At 62.2% G+C, this 26,185-nt stretch carries 25 protein-coding genes; 15 read left to right on the top strand and 10 right to left on the bottom strand.

Features of this window, described 5'->3' with window-relative positions; all coding sequences use genetic code 11:
* Nucleotides 1-571: 571 nt before the first annotated feature.
* The gene (gene putA, locus MUW49_RS04510) at nucleotides 572-4,519 is read left to right on the top strand and encodes a trifunctional transcriptional regulator/proline dehydrogenase/L-glutamate gamma-semialdehyde dehydrogenase (RefSeq protein WP_161470759.1); all 3,948 of its coding nucleotides are present in this window, start codon (nucleotides 572-574) and stop codon (nucleotides 4,517-4,519) included.
* Nucleotides 4,520-4,676: 157 nt separating this feature from the next.
* On the opposite strand, the gene alr is transcribed toward putA, so the two are convergent.
* On the bottom strand, nucleotides 4,677-5,750 hold the full coding sequence (gene alr, locus MUW49_RS04505; RefSeq protein ID WP_201871804.1) for an alanine racemase: 1,074 nt from the start codon (nucleotides 5,748-5,750) through the stop codon (nucleotides 4,677-4,679).
* Between the two features lie 138 nt (nucleotides 5,751-5,888).
* Entirely contained in the window at nucleotides 5,889-7,283 is a 1,395-nt protein-coding gene (gene dnaB, locus MUW49_RS04500; protein ID WP_039040054.1) for a replicative DNA helicase, read from the bottom strand.
* A gap of 421 nt (nucleotides 7,284-7,704) precedes the next feature.
* On the opposite strand from dnaB, the gene MUW49_RS04495 reads away from it, so the two are divergent.
* Entirely contained in the window at nucleotides 7,705-8,559 is an 855-nt protein-coding gene (locus MUW49_RS04495; protein WP_010673257.1) for a Tim44-like domain-containing protein, read from the top strand.
* A gap of 193 nt (nucleotides 8,560-8,752) precedes the next feature.
* Here MUW49_RS04495 and ushA read toward each other — a convergent pair whose 3' ends face one another.
* Nucleotides 8,753-10,423, bottom strand: a complete 1,671-nt coding sequence (ushA, locus tag MUW49_RS04490) for a bifunctional UDP-sugar hydrolase/5'-nucleotidase UshA (protein WP_041211202.1) — start codon at nucleotides 10,421-10,423, stop codon at nucleotides 8,753-8,755.
* Between the two features lie 248 nt (nucleotides 10,424-10,671).
* Between ushA and MUW49_RS04485 the strand changes: the two genes are divergently transcribed.
* The 3 genes from MUW49_RS04485 (at nucleotide 10,672) to MUW49_RS04475 (ending at nucleotide 12,426) form a co-directional block, all read left to right on the top strand.
* Nucleotides 10,672-11,010, top strand: a complete 339-nt coding sequence (locus MUW49_RS04485) for a DUF2956 domain-containing protein (RefSeq protein WP_041211201.1) — start codon at nucleotides 10,672-10,674, stop codon at nucleotides 11,008-11,010.
* A 115-nt stretch (nucleotides 11,011-11,125) separates the two neighbouring features.
* A complete protein-coding gene (locus MUW49_RS04480; protein WP_010673254.1) occupies nucleotides 11,126-11,461 on the top strand; it encodes a hypothetical protein in 336 nt (111 codons plus the stop codon).
* 98 nt (nucleotides 11,462-11,559) lie between these two features.
* Complete coding sequence (locus tag MUW49_RS04475; RefSeq protein WP_103858425.1) at nucleotides 11,560-12,426, top strand: tetratricopeptide repeat protein; 867 nt, start codon at nucleotides 11,560-11,562, stop codon at nucleotides 12,424-12,426.
* Nucleotides 12,427-12,495: 69 nt separating this feature from the next.
* Here MUW49_RS04475 and MUW49_RS04470 read toward each other — a convergent pair whose 3' ends face one another.
* Both MUW49_RS04470 and fkpA read right to left on the bottom strand, forming a co-directional pair.
* Nucleotides 12,496-13,899: a sigma-54 dependent transcriptional regulator gene (locus MUW49_RS04470; protein ID WP_042881314.1), complete on the bottom strand. Its 1,404-nt coding sequence runs from the start codon at nucleotides 13,897-13,899 to the stop codon at nucleotides 12,496-12,498.
* A gap of 148 nt (nucleotides 13,900-14,047) precedes the next feature.
* Nucleotides 14,048-14,857 carry an FKBP-type peptidyl-prolyl cis-trans isomerase gene (fkpA, locus tag MUW49_RS04465; RefSeq protein WP_029313875.1) on the bottom strand — a complete coding sequence of 270 codons (810 nt, stop codon included), beginning with the start codon at nucleotides 14,855-14,857 and terminating at the stop codon, nucleotides 14,048-14,050.
* 119 nt (nucleotides 14,858-14,976) lie between these two features.
* On the opposite strand from fkpA, the gene MUW49_RS04460 reads away from it, so the two are divergent.
* Nucleotides 14,977-15,945 (top strand): PQQ-binding-like beta-propeller repeat protein, encoded by a 969-nt coding sequence (locus tag MUW49_RS04460; protein WP_041211198.1) that lies wholly within the window; start codon nucleotides 14,977-14,979, stop codon nucleotides 15,943-15,945.
* 14 nt (nucleotides 15,946-15,959) lie between these two features.
* Entirely contained in the window at nucleotides 15,960-16,175 is a 216-nt protein-coding gene (locus MUW49_RS04455; protein ID WP_010673249.1) for a SlyX family protein, read from the top strand.
* Between the two features lie 62 nt (nucleotides 16,176-16,237).
* On the opposite strand, the gene MUW49_RS04450 is transcribed toward MUW49_RS04455, so the two are convergent.
* Together MUW49_RS04450 and MUW49_RS04445 are read right to left on the bottom strand one after the other, a co-directional pair.
* Complete coding sequence (locus tag MUW49_RS04450) at nucleotides 16,238-16,876, bottom strand: peptidylprolyl isomerase (RefSeq protein ID WP_010673248.1); 639 nt, start codon at nucleotides 16,874-16,876, stop codon at nucleotides 16,238-16,240.
* Nucleotides 16,877-17,022: 146 nt separating this feature from the next.
* Nucleotides 17,023-17,229: a YheV family putative zinc ribbon protein gene (locus MUW49_RS04445; RefSeq protein ID WP_010673247.1), complete on the bottom strand. Its 207-nt coding sequence runs from the start codon at nucleotides 17,227-17,229 to the stop codon at nucleotides 17,023-17,025.
* A gap of 39 nt (nucleotides 17,230-17,268) precedes the next feature.
* Here MUW49_RS04445 and MUW49_RS04440 point away from each other — a divergent pair, with 39 nt between their 5' ends.
* The 3 genes from MUW49_RS04440 to MUW49_RS04430 all read left to right on the top strand — a co-directional run bounded on the left by MUW49_RS04440 (nucleotide 17,269) and on the right by MUW49_RS04430 (nucleotide 20,037).
* Nucleotides 17,269-17,955: a hypothetical protein gene (locus MUW49_RS04440; protein WP_043152629.1), complete on the top strand. Its 687-nt coding sequence runs from the start codon at nucleotides 17,269-17,271 to the stop codon at nucleotides 17,953-17,955.
* Between the two features lie 138 nt (nucleotides 17,956-18,093).
* On the top strand, nucleotides 18,094-18,993 hold the full coding sequence (locus tag MUW49_RS04435; protein ID WP_043152627.1) for a chemotaxis protein: 900 nt from the start codon (nucleotides 18,094-18,096) through the stop codon (nucleotides 18,991-18,993).
* A gap of 60 nt (nucleotides 18,994-19,053) precedes the next feature.
* Nucleotides 19,054-20,037: a hydrolase gene (locus tag MUW49_RS04430; protein ID WP_043152625.1), complete on the top strand. Its 984-nt coding sequence runs from the start codon at nucleotides 19,054-19,056 to the stop codon at nucleotides 20,035-20,037.
* On the opposite strand, the gene MUW49_RS04425 is transcribed toward MUW49_RS04430, so the two are convergent.
* Entirely contained in the window at nucleotides 20,019-21,167 is a 1,149-nt protein-coding gene (locus tag MUW49_RS04425) for a GGDEF domain-containing protein (protein WP_244812429.1), read from the bottom strand. The genes MUW49_RS04430 and MUW49_RS04425 overlap by 19 nt on opposite strands.
* An 89-nt stretch (nucleotides 21,168-21,256) precedes the next feature.
* Between MUW49_RS04425 and MUW49_RS04420 the strand changes: the two genes are divergently transcribed.
* The 3 genes from MUW49_RS04420 to MUW49_RS04410 all read left to right on the top strand — a co-directional run bounded on the left by MUW49_RS04420 (nucleotide 21,257) and on the right by MUW49_RS04410 (nucleotide 23,157).
* The gene (locus tag MUW49_RS04420) at nucleotides 21,257-21,502 is read left to right on the top strand and encodes a YheU family protein (protein ID WP_010673242.1); all 246 of its coding nucleotides are present in this window, start codon (nucleotides 21,257-21,259) and stop codon (nucleotides 21,500-21,502) included.
* Nucleotides 21,503-21,737: 235 nt separating this feature from the next.
* Entirely contained in the window at nucleotides 21,738-22,607 is an 870-nt protein-coding gene (locus MUW49_RS04415) for a phosphoribulokinase (RefSeq protein ID WP_010673241.1), read from the top strand.
* A gap of 16 nt (nucleotides 22,608-22,623) precedes the next feature.
* Nucleotides 22,624-23,157: a lipoprotein gene (locus MUW49_RS04410; RefSeq protein WP_043152620.1), complete on the top strand. Its 534-nt coding sequence runs from the start codon at nucleotides 22,624-22,626 to the stop codon at nucleotides 23,155-23,157.
* 69 nt (nucleotides 23,158-23,226) lie between these two features.
* On the opposite strand, the gene MUW49_RS04405 is transcribed toward MUW49_RS04410, so the two are convergent.
* Both MUW49_RS04405 and MUW49_RS04400 read right to left on the bottom strand, forming a co-directional pair.
* Nucleotides 23,227-23,526 (bottom strand): hypothetical protein, encoded by a 300-nt coding sequence (locus tag MUW49_RS04405; RefSeq protein WP_010673239.1) that lies wholly within the window; start codon nucleotides 23,524-23,526, stop codon nucleotides 23,227-23,229.
* Nucleotides 23,527-23,574: 48 nt separating this feature from the next.
* On the bottom strand, nucleotides 23,575-23,979 hold the full coding sequence (locus MUW49_RS04400) for an OsmC family protein (protein ID WP_010673238.1): 405 nt from the start codon (nucleotides 23,977-23,979) through the stop codon (nucleotides 23,575-23,577).
* Nucleotides 23,980-24,353: 374 nt separating this feature from the next.
* Here MUW49_RS04400 and crp point away from each other — a divergent pair, with 374 nt between their 5' ends.
* Both crp and MUW49_RS04390 read left to right on the top strand, forming a co-directional pair.
* Nucleotides 24,354-24,992, top strand: coding sequence for a cAMP-activated global transcriptional regulator CRP (gene crp, locus MUW49_RS04395; RefSeq protein WP_010673237.1), 639 nt, complete (start codon nucleotides 24,354-24,356; stop codon nucleotides 24,990-24,992).
* A 127-nt stretch (nucleotides 24,993-25,119) separates the two neighbouring features.
* Nucleotides 25,120-25,920, top strand: coding sequence for a putative RNA methyltransferase (locus MUW49_RS04390; RefSeq protein WP_043152618.1), 801 nt, complete (start codon nucleotides 25,120-25,122; stop codon nucleotides 25,918-25,920).
* Nucleotides 25,921-26,185 lie beyond the last annotated feature (265 nt).

The raw sequence follows: 26,185 nt of genomic DNA, 5'->3' as shown, positions 1-26,185 counted from the left end.
ACGGTATAACCTGGCCAGAAGGAGGCAATATCAATATGATGCACGGCGACAGCAGGGTGATGGTGGTGGTGTGTTTGGAGACAGCCAGTTTACCAGCACCCTGTCTGTCAACTTCCACTTCCCCAAGATCCCGCGAAGAACCAAAATTGAGATAGGTGCTGACACGCGCCATGGGTTTCTCCTTGTCACCGATAGCTGGCCCCTGTGGCCAGCTAACAGCATAGAAGAGCACGGGGCACCGTCAGGTGGCGATCCGGTCCCCCTCCCCGCCTGGGGGAGCCGCGCTCACAGCCCAGGTTCGGTCGAACACGCAAAAGTGCAACCCGATTCGCAGTGGGTTGCACCTCATGTAGGCATTCATAAGATGCATTGCCAACCCATTAATAATGCTGTGAAAAGCGGACAAGCGGCGGGCTTGAAAGGAGCCTGATGGAGACCGGATTCATGGAAGAATTCAACAATGTAACCAATACATTAAAATTTCTTGCTTGAAGGTTGCGCCTGGTTGCACCATCATCGGCGAAATTTAACCGTCCGGTAATATTGTTACCTTCTAGATACAGGAAGTCCCATGGCCACTACCACCCTCGGCGTCAAACTCGATGAAGCGACCCGCGACCGCCTCAAACAGGCTGCGCAGACCCTGGATCGCACTCCCCACTGGCTGATCAAGCAAGCCATCTTCACCTATCTGGAGCAACTGGATCGCGGTCTGACCCCGCCCGAGCACTCCGGGCTGGCTGCCGCCGCCGGGGAAGAGGCCGTCGAGACCCTGACCGAGCAGGGCATCCAGGTCTTCCTCGAGTTTGCCGAGAGCATTCTGCCCCAGTCCGTGCTGCGGGCCGCCATCACGGGGGCTTATCGCCGCCCCGAGACCGAAGCCGTCCCCATGCTGCTGGAGCAGGCCCGTCTGCCCAAGGAGAAGGCTGACGCGACCCAGAAGCTGGCCATGGGCATCGCCGAGAAGCTGCGCAACCAGAAGAGCGCCAGCGGCCGTCAGGGCCTGGTCCAGGGGCTGCTTCAGGAGTTCTCCCTCTCCTCCCAGGAAGGGGTGGCCCTGATGTGCCTAGCGGAGGCGCTGCTGCGCATCCCCGACAAGGCGACCCGGGATGCCCTCATCCGCGACAAGATAAGCGGCGGCAACTGGAGCCAGCACCTGGGCCAGAGCACCTCATTGTTCGTCAACGCAGCCTCCTGGGGTCTGCTCATCACCGGCAAGCTGGTGGCCACCCACAACGAGGCGGGCATGAACAGCTCCCTCAAGGGACTCATCGGCAAGGGGGGTGAGCCGCTCATCCGCAAGGGCGTCGACATGGCGATGCGCCTGATGGGTGAGCAGTTCGTCACCGGCGAGACCATCGCCGAAGCGCTGGCGAACGCAGGCGGCATGGAGAGCAAAGGGTTCCGCTACTCCTACGACATGCTGGGGGAAGCGGCCCTGACCGAGGAGGACGCCAAACGCTATCTGGCCTCCTACGAGCAGGCCATCCACGCCATCGGCAAGGCCTCCCATGGTCGCGGCATCTACGAGGGGCCGGGCATCTCCATCAAGCTCTCCGCCCTGCATCCGCGCTACAGCCGCGCCCAGTACGATCGCGTCATGGAGGAGCTCTACCCCACCTTGCTGGGCCTCACCCAGCTCGCCAGGCAGTATGACATCGGTATCAACATCGACGCCGAGGAGGCCGATCGCCTGGAGATCTCCCTCGATCTGCTGGAGAAGCTCTGCTTCGATCCGTCCCTCGCCGACTGGAACGGCATCGGCTTCGTCATCCAGGCCTACCAGAAGCGCTGCCCCTATGTGATCGACTACGTTATCGATCTCGCCAAGCGCAGCCGTCACCGCCTGATGATCCGTCTGGTGAAGGGCGCCTACTGGGACAGCGAGATCAAGCGCGCCCAGCAGGAAGGGCTGGAAGGCTACCCGGTCTATACTCGCAAGCCCTACACGGACGTCTCCTACCTCGCCTGCGCCCGCAAGCTGCTGGCGGTGCCCGAGGCCATCTATCCCCAGTTCGCCACCCACAACGCCCACTCCCTGTCTGCCATCTATCAGCTGGCGGGTCAGAACTACTACCCGGGTCAGTACGAGTTCCAGTGCCTGCACGGCATGGGTGAACCGCTCTACGAACAGGTGGTCGGCAAGGTGGCCGACGGCAAGCTGGGTCGCCCCTGCCGCATCTATGCACCGGTAGGCAGCCACGAGACCCTGCTCGCCTACCTGGTGCGCCGCCTGCTGGAGAACGGGGCCAACACCTCCTTCGTCAACCGCATCGCGGACAACAACATCTCCCTCTCGGACCTGGTGCAGGATCCGGTGCAGCAGATCGAGCAGATGGCCGCCCGTGAAGGGACCCTGGGTCTGCCCCATCCGCGCATCCCCCTGCCCCGGGATCTCTACGGCGAGGCGCGCCCGAACTCCGCAGGTCTGGATCTCGCGAACGAGCACCGCCTGGGGTCACTCTCCGCCGCCCTGCTCGCCAGCACCAACACCGCCTATCAGGCCGTGCCCATGCTGGGTTGCGACACCGAGGCGCCGACCCAGTTCCAGCCCGTGCTCAACCCGGCGGATCACCGCGATGTCGTCGGTCAGGTGAGCGAAGCCACGGTAGCGCTGGTGGACAAGGCGCTCGCCTGCTCCCTCACGAGCGGCCAGATCTGGCAGTCCACCCCGCCAGCCGAGCGGGCCGCCGTGCTGGACAGGGCAGCCGATCTGATGGAATCCGAACTGCAACCCCTGATGGGCCTGCTGGTTCGCGAATCCGGCAAGACCTTCGCCAACGCCATCGCCGAGGTGCGCGAGGCGGTGGACTTTTTGCGCTACTACGCCGCCCAGGCGCGCAACCACTTCGCCAACGACACCCACAGGCCGCTCGGCCCCGTGGTCTGCATCAGCCCCTGGAACTTCCCCCTGGCCATCTTCAGCGGCCAGGTGTGCGCGGCCCTGGCCGCCGGCAATACGGTGCTGGCCAAGCCTGCCGAGCAGACCCCCCTCATCGCGGCACAAGCGGTGCGCATCCTGCTGGAAGCGGGGGTTCCCGCCGGTGCGGTGCAACTGCTGCCGGGCCGTGGTGAGACCGTGGGTGCGGCGCTCATCGCGGACGAACGGGTGCGCGGCGTCATGTTCACCGGCTCCACCGAGGTGGCGGGCATCATCTCCTGCAACCTGGCCGGTCGCCTCGACGCCCAGGGTCGCACCATTCCCCTCATCGCCGAGACCGGCGGCCAGAACGCCATGATCGTCGACTCCTCCGCCTTGACCGAACAGGTGGTGATGGATGTCATCTCCTCGGCGTTCGACAGCGCCGGTCAGCGCTGCTCCGCCCTGCGAGTGCTGTGCGTGCAGGATGACGTGGCGGATCGGGTGATCCGGATGCTCAAGGGCGCCATGGCAGAGTACAAGGTCGGCAGCCCCGAGCACCTCTCCACCGACATCGGCCCCGTCATCGACGCCGAGGCCAAGACCAACATCGAGCGCCACATCAAGGCCATGGGCGACAAGGGGCGCAAGGTGCACCAGATCGCCCGCACCCAGGGGGATGCCTGCAGCCGCGGCACCTTCGTGCTGCCGACCCTGATCGAGCTCGACAGCCTGGACGAACTGGGACGCGAAGTGTTCGGCCCCGTGCTGCACCTGGTCCGCTACCCGCGCACCCGGCTCGGGGAGTTGCTCGAGCAGATCAACGGCAGCGGTTACGGCCTGACCCTGGGTGTTCATACCCGCATCGACGAGACCATCGCCCAGGTGGTGAACGTGGCCAAGGTGGGCAACCTCTACGTCAACCGCAACATCGTGGGCGCCGTGGTCGGGGTGCAACCCTTCGGTGGGGAAGGGCTTTCCGGCACTGGTCCCAAGGCCGGCGGCCCGCTCTACATGTATCGCCTGCTCGGCGCCCGTCCCCAGGAGGCGGTGGCCAACCAGCTGCACCAGGAGTCCGGTGCCCTGCATGCCGAGGCGAAAGCCCCCCTCGTGGCCCTGCGCGGCTGGGCGAGCAAGCAGGATCCGGCCCTCGCCGCCCTGTGCGATCACTACGCCGCGCTCTCCCAGAGCGGCCGTACCCAGCTGCTGACCGGCCCCACCGGCGAGCGCAACAGCTACAGCCTGCTTCCCCGGGAACGGGTGCTCTGTCTTGCCCAGGAGAAGGCCGACCTGCTGGCCCAGCTGGCCGCCTGTCTGGCGGTCGGCAGCCAGGTGCTGCTGCCGGACGATGCCCAGACACGCTCCCTGCTCTCTTCCCTGCCGACCGAGGTGCGGGATCCCATCGCGCTGGTGGCGGACTGGGCCACGGGGGAGACAGACTTCGATGCCCTGCTGCACCACGGCGACTCGGATCAGTTGCGGGAGGTGAGCAAGCTCGCCGCCGCACGCCAGGCAGCCCGTAACGGCGCCATCATCGGTGTGCACGGCCTGCATCGCGGCGAGACCGACATCCCGCTGGAACGCCTGCTCATCGAGCACGCCCTCTCGGTCAACACCGCCGCCGCCGGTGGCAACGCCAGCCTGATGACCATAGGCTAAGCGCCACATAGTGACGGAGACTCAAGCCCCGCCGATGCGGGGCTTGTTCTTTCGTCTATGGGACACGCCCATGAAAAAGGCCGCCCCTGTCGGGGCGGCCTTTTTGTTCTCCCTTCTCCCCTCGCGGGAGAAGGGTGGGGGATGAGGGGCGGCTCGCCTACACGTACTCCATAAAGACGCGGGAGGTGAGCTTGGTGATGAGCTCATAGGGAATGGTGCCGATCTGGTCGGCCACCCGCTCTACCGGCAGCCCTTCCCCCCAGAGCACAGCCTCGTCGCCCGCCTTGTCGGTGGCGCCGGGACCGAGATCCACCGTCGTCATGTCCATGGAGACGCGGCCCACCAGGGGCACGATGCGGCCATTGACCAGCACTGGCGTGCCGTTGGGGGCCATGCGCGGATAACCGTCGCCATAGCCGATGGCAATCACCCCGAGCCGGGTATCGCGATCCGACACCCAGTTGGCGCCATAGCCTACCGGCTCGCCCGCCTTGTGATCGCGCACCGCGATGAGCTGGGTCTTGAGGGTCATCACCGGCTGCAGGTCGTAATCGGCCGCCACCGTATTGGGGAACGGCGAGACGCCGTAGAGGATGACGCCGGGGCGCACCCAGTCGCAGTGGGAATCCGGCCAGGCCAGGATGCCCGCCGAGTTGGCCATGGCGCGCTCGCCCTTGAGCGGCGCAGTCAGCTGGCTGAACAGGTCGATCTGTTCGCGGGTGGTGGGCTGTTCCAGCTCATCGGAGCGGCTGAAGTGGGTCATGACGTTGAACGGCTGCACCACGTTCTTGCACTTGGCGAGGCGCTCGATAAAGGTGGGCATCTCCTCGGCCCGTACCCCGAGGCGGTGCATGCCGGTATCGAGCTTGAGCCAGGCCACCACGGGGGCAGGCAGCTCCGCCTGCTCCAGCGCCTCGAGCTGCTCCCAGGTGTGCACCGCGGTCTGCAGGTTGTTGGCCGCCAGCACCGGCAGGTCGGCGGCGCTGAAGAAGCCCTCCAGCAGCACGATGGGCTTGACCACGGCGCAGGAGCGCAGCATCAGCGCCTCTTCGATGCGGGCCACCGCGTAGGCGTCCGCATCCACCAGGGTGCGGGCGACCGGCAGCAGACCGTGACCGTAGGCGTTGGCCTTGACCACGGCAATGATCTTGCATTGGGGGGCGTGGCGTTTCACCACGGCGAGGTTGTGGCGCAGGGCCGCTGTATTGATCTGGGCGATAGCCGCTTTCATCTGTTTTCCCTTACGAGGGCATGATAATCAGGCACCGGGTGGTGTCAGCCCTCAAATCTCATCGTCTAAGGCCGGACCGGCAGAATTGTCGAACCGGGAAAACTGTTTATGGATGCCGGGAGCAGGCTCCCAGCTTACTTAGTAGTCATCATCAAACGCCGGGCCCGCGTAGTTGTCAAAGCGCGAGAACTGCCCCTGGAAGGTGAGCCGCACTCGTCCTATGGGGCCGTTACGCTGCTTGCCGATGATGATCTCGGCGATCCCCTTGTCGGGACTGTCGTCGTGATAGACCTCGTCGCGGTAGATGAACATGATCAAGTCCGCATCCTGCTCGATGGAGCCGGATTCCCGCAGATCCGAGTTGACCGGGCGCTTGTCAGCCCGCTGTTCCAGGCTTCGGTTCAGCTGGGAGAGCGCCACCACGGGGCACTGCAACTCTTTCGCCAGCGCCTTGAGGGAGCGGGAGATTTCACCGATTTCCAGAGTACGGTTGTCAGACAGCGCCGGCACCCGCATCAGTTGCAGGTAGTCCACCATGATCATGCTGATGCCGCCGTTGTCCCGCGCCACCCGACGGGCACGGGAGCGCACTTCGGTCGGGGTCAGGCCGGAGGAGTCGTCGATGTACATCTTCCCCTTCTCCAGCAGCAGCCCCATGGTGGAGGAGAGCCGCGCCCAATCCTCGTCGTCGAGCTGGCCGGTCCGCACCTTGGTCTGGTCGATGCGCCCCACCGAGGCGAGCATACGCATGATGATCTGCTCGGAGGGCATCTCGAGGGAGAAGATCAGCACCGGCTTGTCGGCGGTGAGGGCCGCGTGCTCGCACAGGTTCATGGCAAAGGTGGTCTTGCCCATGGAGGGACGGGCGGCGACGATGACCAGATCCGAACGCTGCAGGCCGGCGGTCATCTTGTCCAGATCGTTGTAGCCGGACGACACGCCGGTCACCCCGTTGTGGGGGGTCTTGAACAGCTCTTCAATCTTGTCGACGGTCTGCTCGAGGATGAGCTTCAGGGGCTGGGGGCCCTCGTTGGCGCTGGTGCGCTGCTCGGCGATCTGGAACACCTTGCTCTCGGCAAGATCCAGCAGATCGTTGGAGGTACGGCCCTGGGGCTCGTAGCCCGCTTCGACTATCTCGTTGGCGACCGAGATCATCTCCCGCACCACCGCCCGCTCACGCACGATCTCGGCGTAGGCACTGATGTTGGCGGCACTCGGGGTGTTCTTGGCGATCTCCACCAGATAGGCGAAGCCACCGGCCTCTTCCAGTTGCTCGGAGCGCTCGAGCTCCTCCTGCAGAGTGATGAGGTCGATGGGGTTGCCCGCGTTGGAGAGGCGGGTCATGGCCTGGAAGATCAGGCGGTGCGGGCGGCTGTAGAAATCCTTGTCGATCACCCGTTCGGCGACCCGATCCCAGGCCTCGTTGTCCAGCATCAGACCGCCCAGTACGGACTGTTCGGCCTCAAAAGAGTGGGGAGGTACTTTCAGCTGTTGTGTCTTGGCGTCTTTTTTCGCCGTCACTTGCTCTGCCATACACATAAAAACCGCAGCGGGAAGGGGACGGGAATTTTACAAAAGAAACCCCGCCATCGCGAGCGCTAATACGTCCCGTCATCGCATCCGGCGACAAGACGGGACCCTGGCCTCGTCAGCGTCATCCACTTCTGCGCCGCAGACCTGCCTCACAGTACGAGAAAGGGCCAGACCAGGGTCTGATCTTTCGTTCTTGCTCTTTGCTTGTTGCGCAACCTGCGCACCGAGCGACTCGGCCGTCTGTGTCTCATGGGCGCCTCCCCTGTCGGACGACTCAATCTGTTCATGAATAATTCATGCCATCCGTGATAATCATACCCGCAAGCTGCAACACAAAAAGGGACTGGCAGCCTGCCATGCGCCTCGCTGAGCTTGCACAAGCAGAGCATGCCCCCACCTACATGAGAGTGAAAGAGTCAAAATGAAAAAGATGCTGACCCTGTTTGCCCTGATCCTGGCCATTGGCCTTGGGGCACCCATCGCCGAGGCCAAGAAACTTGGTGGCGGCAAATCCTTTGGCAAGAGCTACAAGACGGCCCCGGCCCAACCTGCGGCCAAGCCGGTCGACACCAAGAACCCGACCGTGGGCGCCCAGGCACCCAAGAAAGGCGGCATGATGGGCGGCCTGCTGGGTGGTCTGCTGGCCGGCGGTCTGTTTGCCTACCTGCTGGGCAGCGGTGCCTTCGAAGGTCTGCAAGGGATGGACTTCCTGCTGATCGCCCTGCTGGCACTGGGCGGTGTCTTCCTGTTCCGAGCCCTGCGCAGGAACAAGGCGGCAGCGGCCCAGCCACAGACGGCCTATGCGGGCTATCAACCGCCCCAGAGCGCGGCCCCCCAGCAGTTCGAGCAGAGCCACAGCGCCCCGCAGGCCACCGGTTTTGCCGACAGCGACGTGCCCTTCCGTCTGCCCCCGGGCTTTGACATGAACGGCTTCCTGGCCGGCGCCCGCGATCACTACCGCACCCTGCAAGAGGCCTGGAACAAGAACGACCTGGAGAAGATCCGCGAGTACGTGAGCCCCGAGCTGTTCGAGCACCTCAAGGCTGAACGCGCCGAGCTCTCCGGTGAGCAGCACACCGAGGTGATGTACGTGGACACCCAGCTGGTCCGTGCCGACTACGGCAGCGACTGGGCCCAGGTGAGCGTGCGCTTCAGCGGCCGCTACATGGACCGTCAGGAGCAGGTCGAGGAGGACATCAAGGAGGTGTGGCACCTCGAGCGTGATCTCGCCAAGGACAATGCCCCCTGGCATATCGTCGGCATCGAGCAGCTCTAAGGCTCAACCGACCCATTTCATCAAGGCGACCTCAGGGTCGCCTTTTTATTGCCATCAGATCGTGTCATGCCCTATTTCGGGGCAGCTTCCCGTGGCCGGATATATTTCCCGAGAGACACTGCTGATGACATTGAAAATAAAAAGAGAGGCAGCCATGACTGCCTCTCTTTTTTATTGGCTCGGGGTGCAGGGATTATTTGCAACCCTCTACCGAGGTGGAGTTGATATAGCTGACCTCGCCGGCCGGCTGATAATCGGCGACCTGAATGGTCTTCTTCGCCGCGATATAATCCTTCAGCACACCGGCATCCACCAGACCGGCATTGATGGTGTCGATCTTCGGATAACCGTCACCACCGGCCGCGCTGAAGCTCGGGATGGAGAAGCTGTAGGTTGCTGCCGGATCGAAGGCCTTGCCGCCGATGGTGGCGATGTCCACACTCTTGGCCTGGCAATCCACCGTCATCTTGATGCCGCCGAACTGGGCATAGCCACCGGTATTGGCGGTCTTGGTCGCGACCTGACCCAGGTAGGTCAGCAGCTCGTTGCCGCTCATGGTCGCCTTGTTGACGGTGTTGCCGAACGGATGCACGGTCAGCACGTCACGGTAGCTGATGTCCCCTGCCGCGATGGAGGCACGCACCCCGCCGGAGTTGACGATGCCAAAGTCGGTGCTCAGCTTCTCGGCAGTCGCGGTGGTGATGAGACGACCCAGGTTGGTCTGCTTGTTGCGCACGTTGGCGCGCTCACCGTCCAGTACGCCATCGGTGGCACCGATGACCACACCCAGCTCCTGCTGTCCCTTCTCCTGATAGGTGAGCAGGGTGTTGTAGAGCTCGGGATCCTTGACGATCTCTTCTTGGATGAAATCACCGTCCGCGTTCTTCAGGTTGACCGGGATCAGATCGTACTGGGTCAGGGTCAGCTTGCCATTCTGATAGTCAAACTGGGCACGACCTACATACTTGCCCCACTCGTGAGCCTGCATGATCCAGGTGCCGTTCTGCTGATCCGGCTGGCAGTCGTCGCCCGGCTTGAAGTCGGCGTACTTGTCCGGGGTGCCCGGCTCCATGCAGACCGGGTTCTGGGAGTGACCACCGATGATGGCGTCCAGGGTGCCTGCCGGCAGTGCACGGGCCATCTCCACGTCACCCGGTGCGTTGCTGCCGTGCTGACCATTCTCGTAATGGCCCATGTGGGTGATGGCAAGAACCAGGTTCGCCTCTTTGTTGTCGCGGATCTGCTTGCCGAGATTGGCGGCTTCCGTGGTCGGATCGCGGAACTCGAGGGTCTGGACGTTGTTGGGATCCACCAGCTGGGCGGTGTCCTCTGTGGTCAGACCCAGAACGGCGACCTTGAGGCCGCTCTCCAGCTTGAACACCTTGTAGGGATCGAAGTAGCGCTTGCCGCTCGTCTTGTCATAGATGTTGGCGGAGATCATCGGGAACTGGGCCCACTGGCGCTGTTTCTCGAGGATGGTCAGGGGGTTGTCGAACTCGTGGTTGCCCACCGCCATGGCATCGTAACGGATGCTGTTCATGGCCATGAAGTCCGGCTCTGCATCCTGCAGATCCGACTCTGGCACCCCGGTATTGACGTCACCGCCGGAGAGCACCAGCACTTCGCTGCCCGCCGCTTTCGCCTCGGCACGCAGCCGCTCGACCAGGGTCTTCTGGGCCGCCATGCCATATTCGCCCTTGTCGTTGTGCCAGAAACGACCGTGGGTATCATTGGTATGCAAAATGGTCAGCTTGCAGACATTTTCGGTGCAGGGGGCGACGCTGTCGTTGCTTGAGGTATTGCAGCCGCTCAATGCGGCAAGCACTGCCAGTGCGATACTTCCTTTGACAAATTTATAATTCATTTCCATATCACCTTGTTATTTTGTTATTGGACGACCCTATCCAGGATCGGGCGGTAATATAACAAACAACATGTGACGGTTTTTCATCGGCGACTCACAAATTCCGCCAAATGTGATCATCCACGCAACCTGTTTCCCCTATTTGGAACAGAGGCCCCCCACTCACAGAGCAATTTCCCCCATGATGGCAGCCCGCCGGTAACGGTTATGGCATACTGCCCGCCAATCAATGCCAAGGAGTGCCTGGAATGGCCAAGTACGACAAAATTTCCCCCGAAACCCAGCAGGAGGCGATGAAGATCGCCCGTGCCAACCAGAAGCCGGGGCAGACCAAGGAGCAAACCCAGCTCATCGCCCAGGGGATCCAGAAGGGCATAGACGAATACAAGAAACAGATGAAGGCGAAGGCCCGCGAAGCCAGCCGCCAGAAGAAACTGCAAGCCAAAGCCAGGCACTCTTCCCAAGAGACACGGGAAGAGGAGAGCGAAGCCGAGGTCATCGAGCTCACCCGCCAGCACCCGCTGCCCTGGATCCTGCTGGTGCTGAGCTGGCTGGTATTTGCCGTGCTCTGGTTCTGGTTCCGCTGATCCTGCCCAGGCAAACCTTTGCCCTGCGATCCGCTTCACAGCCCGGGCGCGGGGGACTGGTCATTCCCCACCCGGACTGCCTACACTCTGCCCCCCTTGTCAGGAGACACTCATCATGAATCCGGCCCCGCTCTATCTGCTGGCTCCCCTCGCCCTCTTCCTCGTGACCCTGGTGCTCTATCGCATCTCGCCACTGCGGGCGGTTGCCGCCGGCCATGCCCGCTGGTTTATCCTGCCCGCCTTCACTCTCTTTATCCTGCTCATCGTCATCAATGGCGCTGCGGATCCCGCCCTGCGAAGCCCTGCTTTCCACTGGCTGATGCCGGGGTTCGGCTTTGCCCTGAGCCTGTTCCCTGCCCTGCCCAAGGCACTGGTACCGCGCCTGGCTATCAAGGAGGGAGCCTTTGCCGCCCTGGGTCTGATGCTGATGAGCCTTGCCATGGTCTACTGATCGGCAAGCGCTGGCGTCACGATGGCGCCAGCCCCCCTTCTTGTACAAAGAATGGCCTTCAGGCATCTTGGTGGGCGGATAACCGGCATGGAGGCCAGATGAACAATCCGCCCGATTTCATGGCGCTGTGGGATTATCAGGATCCCGTTGCCAGCGCCCAGCGTTTTCAAGCACTGCTGCCCGAGGCGCGTGCCACCAACCTGCAATGGGAGCTGGAGCTCCTCACCCAGATAGCCCGTACCCATTCGCTGCAACGCCAGTTTGCACAGGCGCACCAGCTGCTCGACGAGATAGAACCCCGCCTCACCGAGGCGACTCCACGGGCCCGCCTGCGCGCCTTGCTGGAGCGTGGCCGCACCTTCAACTCCGCCGGTGACAAGGCCAGCGCCAGAGCCCTGTTTGAACAGGCCTGGCAACTGGGAGAACAGCACGAAGAGCACTATCTGGCCATCGATGCGGCCCACATGGTGGCCATCGCCGCCCCCCTGGAGGAGCAGAGCCACTGGCACCAGCTGGCGATGACCCTGGCCGAGCGCAGTCACGACAAGCGGGCGCGAGGCTGGCTCGCCACCCTCTATAACAATCAGGGCTGGACCCTGTTCGAGCTGGGTCGCCTCGACGAGGCCATCGCCTGTCAGCAAAAGTGCCTGGCCTGGCACGAGCAGCACAACAACCAGGGCAAAGCCTTTATCGCCCGCTGGAGTCTGGCGCGCCTGAGCCGGGCCCAGGATCGCCATGAACAGGCCATGGCCGAACTGGCGCAGTTGCGCGACGACATGGCCGCCGCAGGCACCCCCGAGGATGGCTATGTGTTCGAGGAGCTGGGGGAGAATGCGCTCGTGCTCAATGATCCCGCGGCACCCGAGTTCTTTGCCCGCGCCTGGTTTCTGCTGTCACAGGATGGCTGGTTCACCGCCAACGAGGCAGAACGGCTGGCCAGGCTCAAGCAGCTCGCCAAACTCTGATAGGCGTGCGGGGCGGCCAATTGGCCGCCCCGCACATCAGCATGTCTGCCCGAGAGCAGAGGTGACGGCTCAGGCCGGACTCGCCTCTTCCCAGCTCTGCTTCTTGCGATAAATCGTGGAAGGGCTTATTTCCAGCAGGGCCGCCGCCTTGGGGATGTTGCCGTCACAACTGGCGATGGCCTGCTCGATGGCCTCCTTCTCCACCTGCCAGAGCGGACGGACCTGCCTGCGAACGACGACGGATTCTGACTGGGGATCCGCGATCCCGACCGCAGGCTCCGGGGCCAGGGTACGCCCCCCGTTGAGGGGAGGTGGCAGGATATCCGGGCTCACCAGCTCGCCATCGTTGAGCACCACTATGTTGCGCACCACGTTTTGCAGCTCGCGCACGTTGCCGGGCCAGGGGTAGTCGAGCAGCACCTGCACTGCGTCCGCATCAAAGTCCCTGAACCGCTTGTTCTCCTCACCGGCATAACGCAGCAGCAACTCCCGGGCCAGCAGCAGGATGTCCTCTCCCCGCTCCCTCAGGGGGGGCAGCGCCAGCGGGATCACGTGCAGGCGGTAGTAAAGGTCTTCACGAAACCGTCCGGCCTTGACCTCCACCAGGGGATCCCGGTTGGTGGCGCAGACAAAGCGCACATCCACCGTCTCCAGCTTGCCGCTGCCGACCCGCTGCAGGGTGCCGGTCTGGATGAAACGCAGCAGCTTGCTCTGCAGGTCGAGATCCATCTCGCAGATCTCGTCGAGGAAGAGGGTGCCGCCGTCCGCCAGACTGGCCGCCCCCTTGCGATCCCCCTGGGCACCGGTAAACGACCCCTTCACGTGGCCGAAGATCTCGCTCTCCATCAGGTCATGGGGAATGGCGGCGCAGTTGAGGGCGATGAAGGGCTGATCCCGACGCGGGCTGCACTGGTGGATGGCCTCGGCGCACACCTCCTTGCCGGTGCCGCTCTCGCCAGTGATGAAGACGGTGGCCTTGCTCGGCGCCGCGCTCTCGATGATGCGATAGACCGCCTGCATCGCCATGGAGGCACCGATGAAACCGGCAAAGGAGCTGCGCTCGAAGTTTTCCCGATACTGGGCCACCAGCGAGCTGAGCTGCTGGTGCTTCAGGGCATTGCGCGCCGTGGCGCACAGGCGCTTGCCATCGAACGGCTTGGTGAGAAAATCGAAGGCCCCGAACCGCATCGCCTCCACCGCCACATCCACCGAGCCGTGAGCGGTGATCACCACCACGGAGCAGGGCAGTTGCCGCTCCGTGATCTGCTGCAAGATGTCCATGCCGGACATGTCGGGCAACTCCAGGTCGAGCAGCACCACGGGGGGCGGGCTTGCCAGCAATTGTGCCAAAGCCTGCTGGCCACAATCTGCCAGCTGCACCTCGTAGCCATCCTGGGCCAGATACTGCTCATAGACGACCGCCAGACTGCGGGTATCTTCCACCAACAGGACACGGGGTTTGCTTTCAGCCACGAGATCCATCCTTGCGCTTGATTTTGTTGTCTATTCTGGGGGCTAGCCGCCACACACTCAAGACGGCCTCATCGCTTTATCCGGGGGATTGCGACAATACACAAGCAAAAACGGCTCCCTGGGGAGCCGTTTTTATGGTGCTTTGAGCTTATTTCTTGGCGTTGTCGCCATCGGCAGCCGGTTTTTCGATGGCCAGCAGCTCTACGTCAAATACCAGCACGGCGTTGGCCGGGATGGAACCTGCGCCGTGCTCGCCATAGGCCAGCTTGGACGGCAGGAAGAACTTGAACTTGGAGCCGACCGGCATCAATTGCACCCCTTCGGTCCAGCCCGGGATCACCTGGTTGAGCGGGAAGGTAGCCGGCTCGCCGCGATCGACGGAGCTGTCAAACTTGGTGCCATCGGTCAGGGTACCGGTGTAGTGCACCTTGACGATGTCGGTGGCCTTCGGCTTGGCGCCGTCACCCATCTTCTCGACCTGATATTGCAGGCCGGACTCGGTGCTCTTCACGCCCTCTTTCTTGGCGTTGGCAGCCAGGAACTCTTCACCCTTCTTCAGGTTTTCCACGGCATCCTTGTCGGCCTTCGCCTTGGTCAGCTCGTTGATCTTGGCGTCGTATTCCTGCAGAACCTTCTGGATCTCCTCGTCGGTCATCTTGGCTTCTTTGCCCAGACCGTCGGTGACACCCTTCAGGATCACGGTGTTGTCCAGCTTGATACCGAGCTCCTGCTGGCGCTCCAGGGTATTGGCGATATAACGACCCATGGAGAGGCCGATCGCATAGCCGGATTGCTCTTCAAAGCTCTTGGCCTCAGCCTTGGGGGCCTCTGCCGGCTTGCTGGCTTCTGCCTTGACCTCTGCGGTGTTGGTCGCAGCAGGTTTCTCATCTTTTTGGCAAGCAGTCAGACCGACGGCAACCGCCGCAGCCAACAGGGACACCTTCAGAAAATTGTTCATCAGTTTCTCCAAAACTCTAAATACCGCTCTCGGTTCCTTCGTGAAATGAGAGGTTTATCGTGATAAGCGCCTTATACTAACGCCGTGATCGCAGGTAACGAAAGCATGAGACAGGAAAAATGATCAAAAGTGCCATTTATCTCATCGGTATTTGCCTGATGCTGACAGGGTGCGAACAACGCTCACTTCCCAGCCAGCAGATCCGCCTCGCCAACCAGGGTCTGCTGAGTGCGGATCTCGCCAGTTCCGGCAAGCTCGCGCTCGTCTCCAGCCTGGGTCAGGGCACTGTGGTGTGGGATCTGGAACAGGGCAAGGAGCGCTGGCGCTGGCGCCAGAGCGATGACCAGGAGGAGTTCGTCACCCTGACCCGCTTCTCCCCCGATGACAGCCATGCCATCACCGCCACCCAGCACACCTTCGCCATCTGGCGCTTGCAGGATGGCCGCTCCCAGGGCTACTACTCCCTGCCAGAATCCCGCCTGCGCGATGCGGCGATCTCGGCGGATGGCCGCCAGGTGCTCATCGGCCGTGAAGACGGCAAGGCGGAAGTGGTCGACACCCAGACCGGACGCCGGCTGCAATTCCTCGGCCACACCGAACAGGTCAACACGGTGGATCTCTCCCCCAATGGTCGCTATGCCCTCACCGGCGGCAACGATTACAGCGCCTATCTGTGGGATACCCGCACGGGCCAGGTGGTGTGGCGCTTCAACCACGCCGGGCGAGTCGTGATGGCGAGACTGGATCCGTCCGGACGCTTCGCCTTCACCGCAGACAGTCGCCAGGCCAGCATCTGGGATCTCAAAACCGGCAAGGAGCACAGCCGGTTGCAATACGATCACCGCTTCGAGGTCTACACCAGCGCCCGCTTTGCCAACGGCGGCAACTGGCTCATCACCGGCGCCCCCTCCCGCCAGCTCACTCTGTGGCAGGTGAGTGACGGCCAGCCGTTGCAGAGCTGGCGCGTCTCGCCCCATCCCAAGGTGAAACCGCCTAGCGCTGTGGTCTATGGCGTGGCTTTGCGCGACAATGACCACCTCGTCAGTGCCAGCTCCAGTGGCCTGGCTGAAATCTGGACTATCAAGTAAGGACCAAAAGGCCCATGAGTCAGCAACTAAACGAACGCCTCGAAACCCTGGAAAGCCGCCTCGCCTTTGCCGAATACACGGTGGAGCAGCTCAACGACGAGGTCACCACCCAGGGTCGCGAGCTGGACCGGCTCAAACACCAGATCCATCTACTGGTGGATAAATTGCAGAGCGTACAGCCGAGCCAGATCGCCAGCATGGCCGAAGAGACGCCGCCACCGCACTACTGATGAGTGCCAGCCATAAAAAACCCGCGCCATGCGCGGGTTTTTTATCATCGGCCAGGCCGTGATCAGTGCTGATGGCCCTTGCCACCACAACCGCCACCACCGCAGCAACCACCGTGACCGTGATCGTCGCCGTGATCGTGTGCATGGTTGTGACCATGGCCGCCACAGCAGCCACCGTGGTCATGATCGTGATCATGGCCGTGATCATGGTCATGACCATGATCGTGACCGCAGCCACCGGCGCCGTGCACATGACCATGGGCCAGCTCTTCGGCGGTCGCGGCACGTACGTCCTTGATCTCGACCTTGAAGCCCAGGGTCACGCCAGCCAGGGGATGATTGCCGTCCACCTTGATGAACTCCTCGGACACCTCGATGACGGTCACCGGGCGGTGGCCGTCGTCGGTCTCGGCCACAAAAGTATCCCCTTCAGACACTTCCATACCGTCGAACAGCTCGCCGGGCACTTCCTGCACCAGATTCTCGTCGTACTCGCCATAGGCCTGGTTCGGCGTCAGGGTGACGTCGAACGCCTCGCCCACGCTGCGACCTTCCAGCTCGGCTTCGAGGCCGGAGACCAGGTAACGGGTACCGTGCAGATACACCAGCGGCTCTTTACCGACAGTGGTGTCGATGACTTCACCGTGTTCGTCGGTGACCGTGTATTCCAGCGTAACCACGCTCAGGGGAGCTACTTTCATGTCAGGGATCCTGCGGATAGAAAAAAACGGGCTCAGAATACCTCAAAAAGGCAGACAAGCATATGGTTGGCCCGGCTTCAGTGTGATGAAAAAGTCATCAACAGCGACCAGCCTGACCGGCGTACCATCACCTTGAGGCATGGCACTCACTCGGGACGAAACACCCCTATCACCTGCTCCGCCTCGCGCGTCGCCTTGTCCACCTGCTCCTGGGTCTGCACCTGGGTATCCCCGCACTCGACACAGGTCACCTTCTCGACTCCATGCTCCATATACAGCATCATGGTGTCCATCTTGCCGCACGCCGGGCAAACCGCCCCGGCAATGAAGCGCTTTTTACGTCTGGTTTCCATTTTTGTTACCTCCAGGCAGCATCATATCAGGGTTTTTACATGCATCACGCCATCGAATATCAGCATTTTTCCACTTCCACCCTTCAGGTCGGCCCCCGCAAGCGCTCCCCCATGGGCCAATTGCTGCGCGTCACCCAGGGGGCGGCGCTGCTGAAATTGGGTGCCCATGAACTGCTGCTGACACCTGGCAGCCACTTCTGGCTCTGTGCCGATGCCCTCGCCGCCTTCACCCCTCTGGCTGGCTGCCAGCATGATCTGCTGGCCTGCTCCGTGCGGGTGCCCCAGCCCGCCCAGGCTGGCTGGTTGCAGGCAAACCCGTTGATGGACGCACTGCTGGACAGCCTGGCGGCCTGGTCACGCCCCCGAGACTGGCAAGGCCCCTATGGGCAGCGACTGCAAGTGGTGGGGGATGAGTTGCATGGCTGCACCATCTCGTCACTGGGGGATCAGGCACTGCAAGATGCCTGGCAAGCCCTGGCCAGAGCGCAGCCGGATAGCGTGGCTGCCTGGCAGACCCTGCTGGGCACTCGCGGTCTCGAGGGCCCGGACGCCCAGGCACTGCAGGATCAGTGGCAACTGTTGCAGGGGATTCGCCTGCTGCGAAGCGGCAGCACACCCTCACAGGTGGTGAGCAGGCTGGGTTATCGGGATGAAAGCGCGCTGGCCGAGGCTCATCTGCAATGGCTCGGGGCGCCCCTCTCCCCTCAGCCGTCCGCGACCCGATAAGAGAGGCATAAAAGGATGGCAAAAGAAATCCAGTTTTGCGGCTCACCGCCGCTAACAACAAAGGAGTCATTCATGTCACCATCCTTTATGCTGAACACCCGATTGACCGTCACCGACTAGATCAACAGGACATCCGCCATGACGAGCAAGGCCAACCAATCCCAGGGCATGTTGCTGTTCCACCTCTCTGCCAGACAATCCTTCGCCATCGGTACCCTCAAGGTGAAGGAGATCGTGCCCTACACCCAGCTCACCGCCCTGCCACAATCCCATCCCACCGTGCTCGGGGCCGCCAGCATGCGCGGCACCACCATCCCGGTGATCGACATGGCAATGGCCGTGGGCTATCGCCCCATCAGCCGGGAGGAGATGCCCCACTGCTTCATCATCATCACCGATTGCCGCCGCACCCTGGTGGGCTTTCTGGTGCGGGGCATCGACAAGATCACCGAGTGCAACTGGCGTGACATCGAGCCGCCCCCTCCCTCCTTGGGACAGAACGTCTTCGTCACCGGCGTGACCCGGGTGGGAGAACAGTTGATCCAGTTGCTGGATGTGGAACTCATCCTGTCGCGGGTCTATCCGGACGATCCCAGCCATCTCTACCCCGTGCTGACCGACGTGCAACGCGAGCGGCTCAAGCCGATGCGGATCCTGCTGGTGGACGACTCCTCCGTCGCCCGTCGCCAGCTCATGGCGGCGCTCGATTACATCAACATCCCCTACGAGGTCTGCACCAACGGACGCGACGCCCTCACCCTGATGCAGACACGGGTCTCCCAGGGCACGCGGATCGACATCCTGGTGAGCGATATCGAGATGCCGGGGCTGGATGGTTACGAGCTGGCCTTCGAGGTACAGAGCGATGCCAAGCTGGCGGGAGCCTACATCATCCTGCACACCTCCCTCTCCAGCGAGATCAGCGTGGAGCGGGCCCATCAGGTCGGCGCCCACGAGGCGCTCACCAAGTTTGAAGCCAACGAACTGATCCAGGCCATGCTGCGCGGCGCCGAGCACCACGATCGTCTGCTGGCCTGATGTCGCGGCGAGCCAAGGGCTCGCCGCCCCCTTTTCCTCCTTGCTCTTCCGAGTCGCTGCATGTTGACAGAAAGCCACTTCCACGCCCCCTGGTGGGCCTGCAACCCCCATCTGCAAACCATTTTGCCCAAGTGGCTGCGCCGCTCGCCTGCCCGCTTCATCCAGGAGCGCTTCGAACTCCCGGACGGCGATTTCGTCGATCTGGCCTGGAGCGGCGAACCCGGCCAGGATGAACACCCCCTGGTGGTGGTGTTCCACGGACTGGAGGGGAGCATTCACTCCCACTATGCCAAGGGACTCTTTGCCCACCTGCAGCGGCAAGGGAACGAGGCGGTGCTGATGCACTTTCGGGGGTGCAGTGGCGAGCCTAACCGGCTGCTGCAGGCCTATCACTCAGGCGCCATTGAGGACGCCCAGGCGGTGATTGCCGAGCTGGGGCGGCGTTTTCCAGGCCGGCCCCTGGTCGCCATCGGCTATTCCCTGGGGGGCAACATGCTGGTCAATCTGCTGGCGCGGGCCTGCCCGGCACAATTGAAAGCGGCGGTGGTAGTGTCGGCCCCGCTGCAACTGGCAAGCTGTGCCGATCGGGTCAATCAGGGCTTCTCACGGGTCTATCAGAACTACCTGCTGCGCACCATGCGAACCAACCTGCAAAGCAAGATCCGGCGCCAGAGCGCGGCACGGGCGCGCTGGCAGCCGGCCCAGATCACCCGCATTGCCACACTGAGGGAGTTCGACGAGCTGGTGACGGCACCGCTCCATGGTTTCGAGAGCGCCGATCACTACTACCAGACCTGCTCCGGCCTGAGCCTGCTGGCCCGCATTCCCATCCCGACCCTCGTCATTCACGCCGCCGACGATCCCTTCATGACCGATGCCGTCATTCCGGCGGCAGAGCAGCTCTCCCCTCTGGTGCGCTACGAGCTGAGCAGCCAGGGCGGCCACGTGGGCTTCCTGCACGGCTCTCCCTGGCGCCCCCGCTTCTGGCTGGATGAGCGCATCAGCCAGTGGTTGCGGGAGCAGACTCAAGGTGCGAGCCGATAACCGTTGCGCCCCTCTTCCTTGGCCTGATAGAGGGCGCCATCGACCCGCTCGAGCAGCATGACGAGGCTCTCCCCGGTTCGCCACTGGGCTATCCCCTGGCTCAGGGTGAGGTGGGGGGAAACGTCGGAATCCTCATGGGGCAGAGCCCTGGCCGCCAGCGTAGCGCGAATGCGCTCCGCCACCTCCTGGCCACCGGCCAGCGTCGTCTCCTGCAGCAGCACCACGAACTCCTCTCCCCCGTAGCGCGCCACCAGATCACCGGGTTCCCGCACACTCTCCTCCAGGCACTCGGCCACCAGGATCAGGCACTCATCCCCCGCCTGATGACCATAGCGATCGTTGTAGCGCTTGAAGAAATCCACATCGAGCAGGATTACGGTGAGCGGCACATCCAGGGTCGTGCCTTGCGCAATGGCACGCTTGCACGCCTGATCGAAGTGGCGACGGTTGGCAATGCCGGTAAGGGGATCCCGGTTGGCCATGGCATTCATCTTGTTTGCCAGCATCAGGTTGTCGTGCTCCCTTGACACCGCAAGCTCGAACCAGCCGTTGAGCATGCGCCGCCCCGTCTCCAGCACCACCAGCAAGACCCCGACCACAATGGTGTTGACCAGAACAAAAGGATCAGGGCTCCAGGAGGCTCTCATCAGCAAGAACAGCAGGGGGACCGACACCAGGGCGTAAAACAGCCGCACATCGCAATACGCGGCGACGAGACCGGTCAGCAGCAGGCTGACCATGTTGAAAATGAAGCTGAAGCCCCCCTTCAAGTCGACGATCGAGATGGTGTAACCCACCATGGCCCAGGCCAATCCCCAGGAAAGGACGCAGACGTACAGGGAGCCCTGCCAGATGACATGGGGTTGACGGGAGAGCCAGCCCCACCCGAACGGCAGCAACAGGCCGACTCCTATCATGGTGATCAGCTGCCATTTGTAAGACCAGGGCAGGTTGTCGACCAGTACCAGGTGTGCATCCCGATAGATGTAAAAGCGGGTCAGCAGAAATACGAGGGCGATGAGATTGATGACCCAGTACCAGCGCAAACCGGCGCTCAGGGCGCGGCGGCGGGCATCGAACAGGTGCTGTTCGAATTGACTGGAGGGTCGGCGTGCGTCAATGGATTGCATGGCACCCCTCGTCCAAAACGAGACAAATCCCTTGCGCTTGCCGACCAGACACCGACAATATCCGCAACCCACTGAGTGAAGATGAAATCATGATTATCCCCTGGCAAGAACTGGAGCCGGACACCCTCACCAACCTGCTCGAACACTTTGTGCTGCAAGAAGGCACCGAATACGGTGAACAGGATGTCAGCCTGACCGACAAGGTCGAAGCAGTCAGGCAACAATTGCTACAAGGTAGCGCCGTGCTTGTCTATAGCGAGCTGCACGAAAGTGTCAATGTCGTCCCAAAGACTCATTTAAGCAAGTCACCCACTGACGACTTCCCCCAAGCGTAACGCGGTCACGGCTTATCGGGCGGCTCACCCCGCCCTCCCCCTATCCAACTCGCACCATCAGGCCGCATGGCCAGCTCGCCACCCAGCAGCGCCTATTCCGGCGTCCCCAGCGCACAGGGCAGCCCTCGTTCACCGCTATTGTCGGGAAGCGTGGGGGCAGCGGGAGGATGACGGCGCACTTGACCGCACTTTGGGCCACCCCTTATAACGGAACTCCCAAGGAAGAGAGAATTCTATGTCGGCCAAGCATCCCATCATCGCGGTCACCGGTTCGTCCGGTGCCGGTACTTCCACCTCCACCAACGCCTTCCGCTCCATGTTCCACCAGCTTGGATACAAGGCGGCCGTGGTCGAGGGGGACAGTTTTCACCGCTACACCAGGCCCGAGATGGACGTGGCGATCCGCAAGGCCCGGGAGCAGGGGCGGCATATCAGCTACTTCGGCCCGGAGGCCAACGACTTCGGTCTGCTGGAGTCCTTTTTCCAGGAGTATGGCCAGAGCGGCACCGGCCAGTATCGGCGCTATCTGCACAGCTTCGACGAGGCGGTGCCTTTCAACCAGATGCCTGGCACCTTCACCCCCTGGCAGGATCTGCCCGGCGAGACGGATCTGCTGTTCTACGAAGGACTGCATGGCGGCGTGGTCACGGGGGAGCACAACGTGGCGCGGCACGTGGACTTTCTCATCGGCGTGGTGCCCATCGTCAACCTGGAGTGGATCCAGAAGCTCATTCGCGACACCTCGGAACGCGGCCACTCCCGCGAGGCGGTGACCGACTCCATCGTGCGTTCCATGGACGACTACATCAACTTCATCACGCCGCAGTTCTCCCGCACCCACATCAACTTCCAGCGGGTGCCGACCGTCGATACTTCCAACCCTTTCAGCGCCAAGGTGATACCCAGCCTGGACGAGAGTATGCTGGTGATCAGGTTTCGGGGCATCAAGCAGGTGGACTTCCCCTACCTGCTGTCGATGATAGACGGCGCCTTCATGTCCAGGATGAACACCATCGTCGTGCCGGGTGGCAAGATGGGCTTCGCAATGGAACTGATCCTGCGCCCCCTGATCCAGCAACTGATCGAAACAGGCAAGATCACCTGAGCCAAGGAGCTTAACGATGCGCGCTGCACTTCTCTCATTCACGCTGGCAACCCTGCTGGGCGGTTGCAGCTCCGGCCCCGCCGCACCCACGGTCGAAACGGGCACCATGGTGGTTCGCCCGGCGGAGCATTGGACCTACGGGGCGACACCACGCTATGCGCTGGCCGAACAATTCCAGTATGCGGGCAACAGCGCCGCGCCCTGGCTCGAACCGGTACAGCAGGCCGTCATCCGGCAACTGGACGGCAAAGGCTGGCGCAGCGTTCCCCTGGATGAGGCCGACGTCTGGGTCGCCATCGGGGTAGCTGGCAGCCAGGACATGAGCGATGGCGAGATCTTCTCCCGCCTCGGCATGACACCGGGCCTGAACGCCGCCGCCAATGCCCGCAAGGGGACCCTGGCCGTCGTGCTGCTCGACGGGCATAGCCAGAAAGCGGTGTGGAGCAGCGCCATCCAGCTCGCCAGCGACGTGCCTGTCGCAGAGGAAGCCCGTGGCCAGCTTAGCCAGCAACTGGCCGCCCAGCTGCTGGGCTCGCTACCGTCAGACTGATGTCTCTTTCAACAAAAACGGCCTGCTTCACGCAGGCCGTTTTCCATGCACGCCGTGACGGCATCAGGGTCACTTCAACTCGCAGGTCAGCTGGGTCACACCGCTCTTGACCAGGGTGGCCTGCTTGTCCTGACGGGAGAAGGTAGTCACCCCGTCGGAATAGCTGGCAGTCTCTTTGGGCGACTCGATGCGCCCCAGCTTGTGATAGACACCGGCATAAGGGAACTGCACCATGTCGGCCTGGGCATCATAGGTGATGGCCAGCAACTCTTCCCCGCACTGATACTGGCTGTATTGATACTGGGTCGGCTGCGGCATGCTGCAGGCGGCCAGACCGAACAGGGGAAGCAACATCATCATTTTTTTCATCGCACTTTCCTTATGTCATGGCGTTATCGACGGGACAAACTTTAGCGGTCAACCCTCAAGAATTTGATAACTATGGGTAATTTCTACCGCTTTTTCCAACATCAGGGAAACTGAACAATATTTTTCCATGGACAGATCCACCGCACGGGCGACCTGCTTCTCCGCCAGCCCCTTGCCGGTCACCACGAACTTGAGGTGGATCTGCTCAAATACCCGGGGAACGGTATCGGCGCGGGTCCCTTCCAGTTCGACATGGCAGGCGGTCACGGATTGACGGGCCTTCTCCAGGATGGAGACCACATCGATGGAGCTGCAACCGCCGACAGCCAGCAGGATCATCTCCATCGGGCTGGCACCTTCACCCGGGTTGGCGCCATCCAGGGTCACCTGATGACCGGACTCGCTCTCCCCCACAAACTTCATGCCTTCCACCCAGCTGACCTTGGCTTTCATCTCTCACTTTCCTCTCAATGACGACGGTTCTAACGCCCATAGCATACCTCAAGCCGGGGTCGAGTGGCACATGCGCCAAGATCTTGCCCGTTCCCGACGATAAAGCCCCGTTTGTGGCGACAGCAGCCTCTCCTGCGAAACGGACGACGACCCAAAGGGAAATAGATCGAAATCAACATTCGACCTCCTCTTCTTGCCTAGAATGCCCCGGACGACGCAGCAGATGGCGGCTCACCGGTGGACGGCAAAACCCCAAAGCCTTGTCAGCACAGGCAAAGGCTCTTATTCTACTGCGACCAAAGAGTAAGGAATGGCAAGCTTGGCAACTTGCCTGGACGCACAGTCCATAAAAATGACACTACAGAGGAAGTCTCATGATCATTGGCAAACCGCAAAGCGATCCCACCCTTGAGTGGTTCTTGTCGCATTGCCACATTCATAAGTATCCCGCCAAGAGCACCCTGATCCACGCCGGTGAAAAAGCGGAAACCCTCTACTACATCGTCAAGGGCACCGTCGCCGTCCTGATCAAGGATGACGAAGGCAAGGAGATGATCCTCTCCTACCTGAATCAGGGGGATTTCCTGGGCGAGATGGGGATGTTCGAAGAGAACGAGAATCCGGAGCGTTCCGCCTGGGTACGTGCCAAAGGCGCCTGTGAAGTCGCCGAGATCTCCTACAAGAAGTTCCGCCAGCTGATCCAGGTCAACCCGGACATCCTGATGCGTCTATCCGGTCAAATGGCCAAGCGCCTGCAGCACACCAGCCAGAAGGTCGGCAACCTCGCCTTCCTGGACGTGACCGGCCGCATTGCCCAGACCCTGCTCAACCTGGCCAAACAGCCGGATGCCATGACCCACCCGGATGGCATGCAGATCAAGATCACCCGCCAGGAGATCGGCCAGATCGTCGGCTGCTCCCGTGAAACCGTCGGCCGCATCCTCAAGATGCTGGAAGAGCAGGAGCTCATCTCCGCCCACGGCAAGACCATAGTGGTGTTTGGTACCCGATGACCGGGTTCCGCCGACGGCGCCCGCACAGCGCCGTTGGATAAAAAGGCTGCCCATGGCAGCCTTTTCCGATCCTCTCCCCTATAATCCCGAACGCCCCGCCGTCATGGCCTTCGCCAAGAGAACTCCTATGCACCTTCAATGCCCCCTTTGCCGCAGCCCCCTGCACCTTCATGCCGCCTCCCGCGGGGTCTATTGCGACAACAAGCACCACTTCGATCCCGTACCGGAAGGCTATCTGGACCTCATCCCCGGCAAGAAGAACCCCAAGGACAGCGACAGCCGGGCCCTGCTGCGCGCCAAGCGCCGCTTCCTGGAACAAGGCCACCAGCTGCCTCTGGTAGACGCCATGGCGAACCTGCTCGCTCCTCTTGGCGAGCGCGAGCTTGTCCACCTCGGCTGTGGCGAGGGGTACTACTGCCGCGCCCTGGCTGAGCGGCTGCCCGGCTGGCAGGTCGGCGGTTTCGATCTGGCCAAGAATGCCATCTTCGCCGCCAACAAGGCGCAACCGGAAGGCCAGTTCGTCATCGCCGACCCGGCGCGCGCCCCGCTACTGCCTGGCACGGCCCAGGTGCTGCTGGTCAACGACCTCAAGGTCAAGACGGAACTCCTGGTCAGCTGGCTGGCGTCGGGCGGCTATCTGCTCCACGTGCAGCCAGGCCCTCGCCATCAGTGGCAATTGCGCGTCAGCCTCAATCCGGTGAGCATGGAACATCCCCTGAGCTGGCCCGCCCTCACCGGGCTTGTCAGTGTTGCTCAGCAACGCGCCCAGTTCAGTACGGCGCTGGATCAGGGCCTGCGCGAGCACATTCTGGAGACCAGTCGCCTCGGCTGGCGTGCCAGCGGCGAGCAGCGCCACGCCTTCACCCACCAGGGGCCCGACGCCCTCGAGCAGGATCTGCTGCTCAGCCTGTGGCAAAAACCGCTGTGAACCGGTGACAAACCATGAAAAAAGGCCCTGACGGGCCTTTTTGACAAAGCGAGTGCGCCTTTCCTCTGACAGGGAAGAGACACCCGACCACGCAGCAAGACAAAAATGGGGCCCTCGGCCCTAATGCCGATCAGTTAAGGATCCATTGACCGATCCTCAGGCTGTGTAAGAATCCGAAACTCCTTGTTGGGTTTCGGATTTTTTTATGCGTATCGACCAAGCTCTCGACTTCATTCACGCCTGTCCTCCCGGAAAGTTTGAGTCC

It is taken from the genome of Aeromonas sp. LsrichE-8G (assembly GCF_022869435.1).
In the GTDB taxonomy this organism is placed as follows: domain Bacteria; phylum Pseudomonadota; class Gammaproteobacteria; order Enterobacterales; family Aeromonadaceae; genus Aeromonas; species Aeromonas caviae.
The sequence above is the reverse complement of the archived record's forward strand: the minus strand, read 5'-3'. Positions and strand labels throughout refer to the sequence as shown.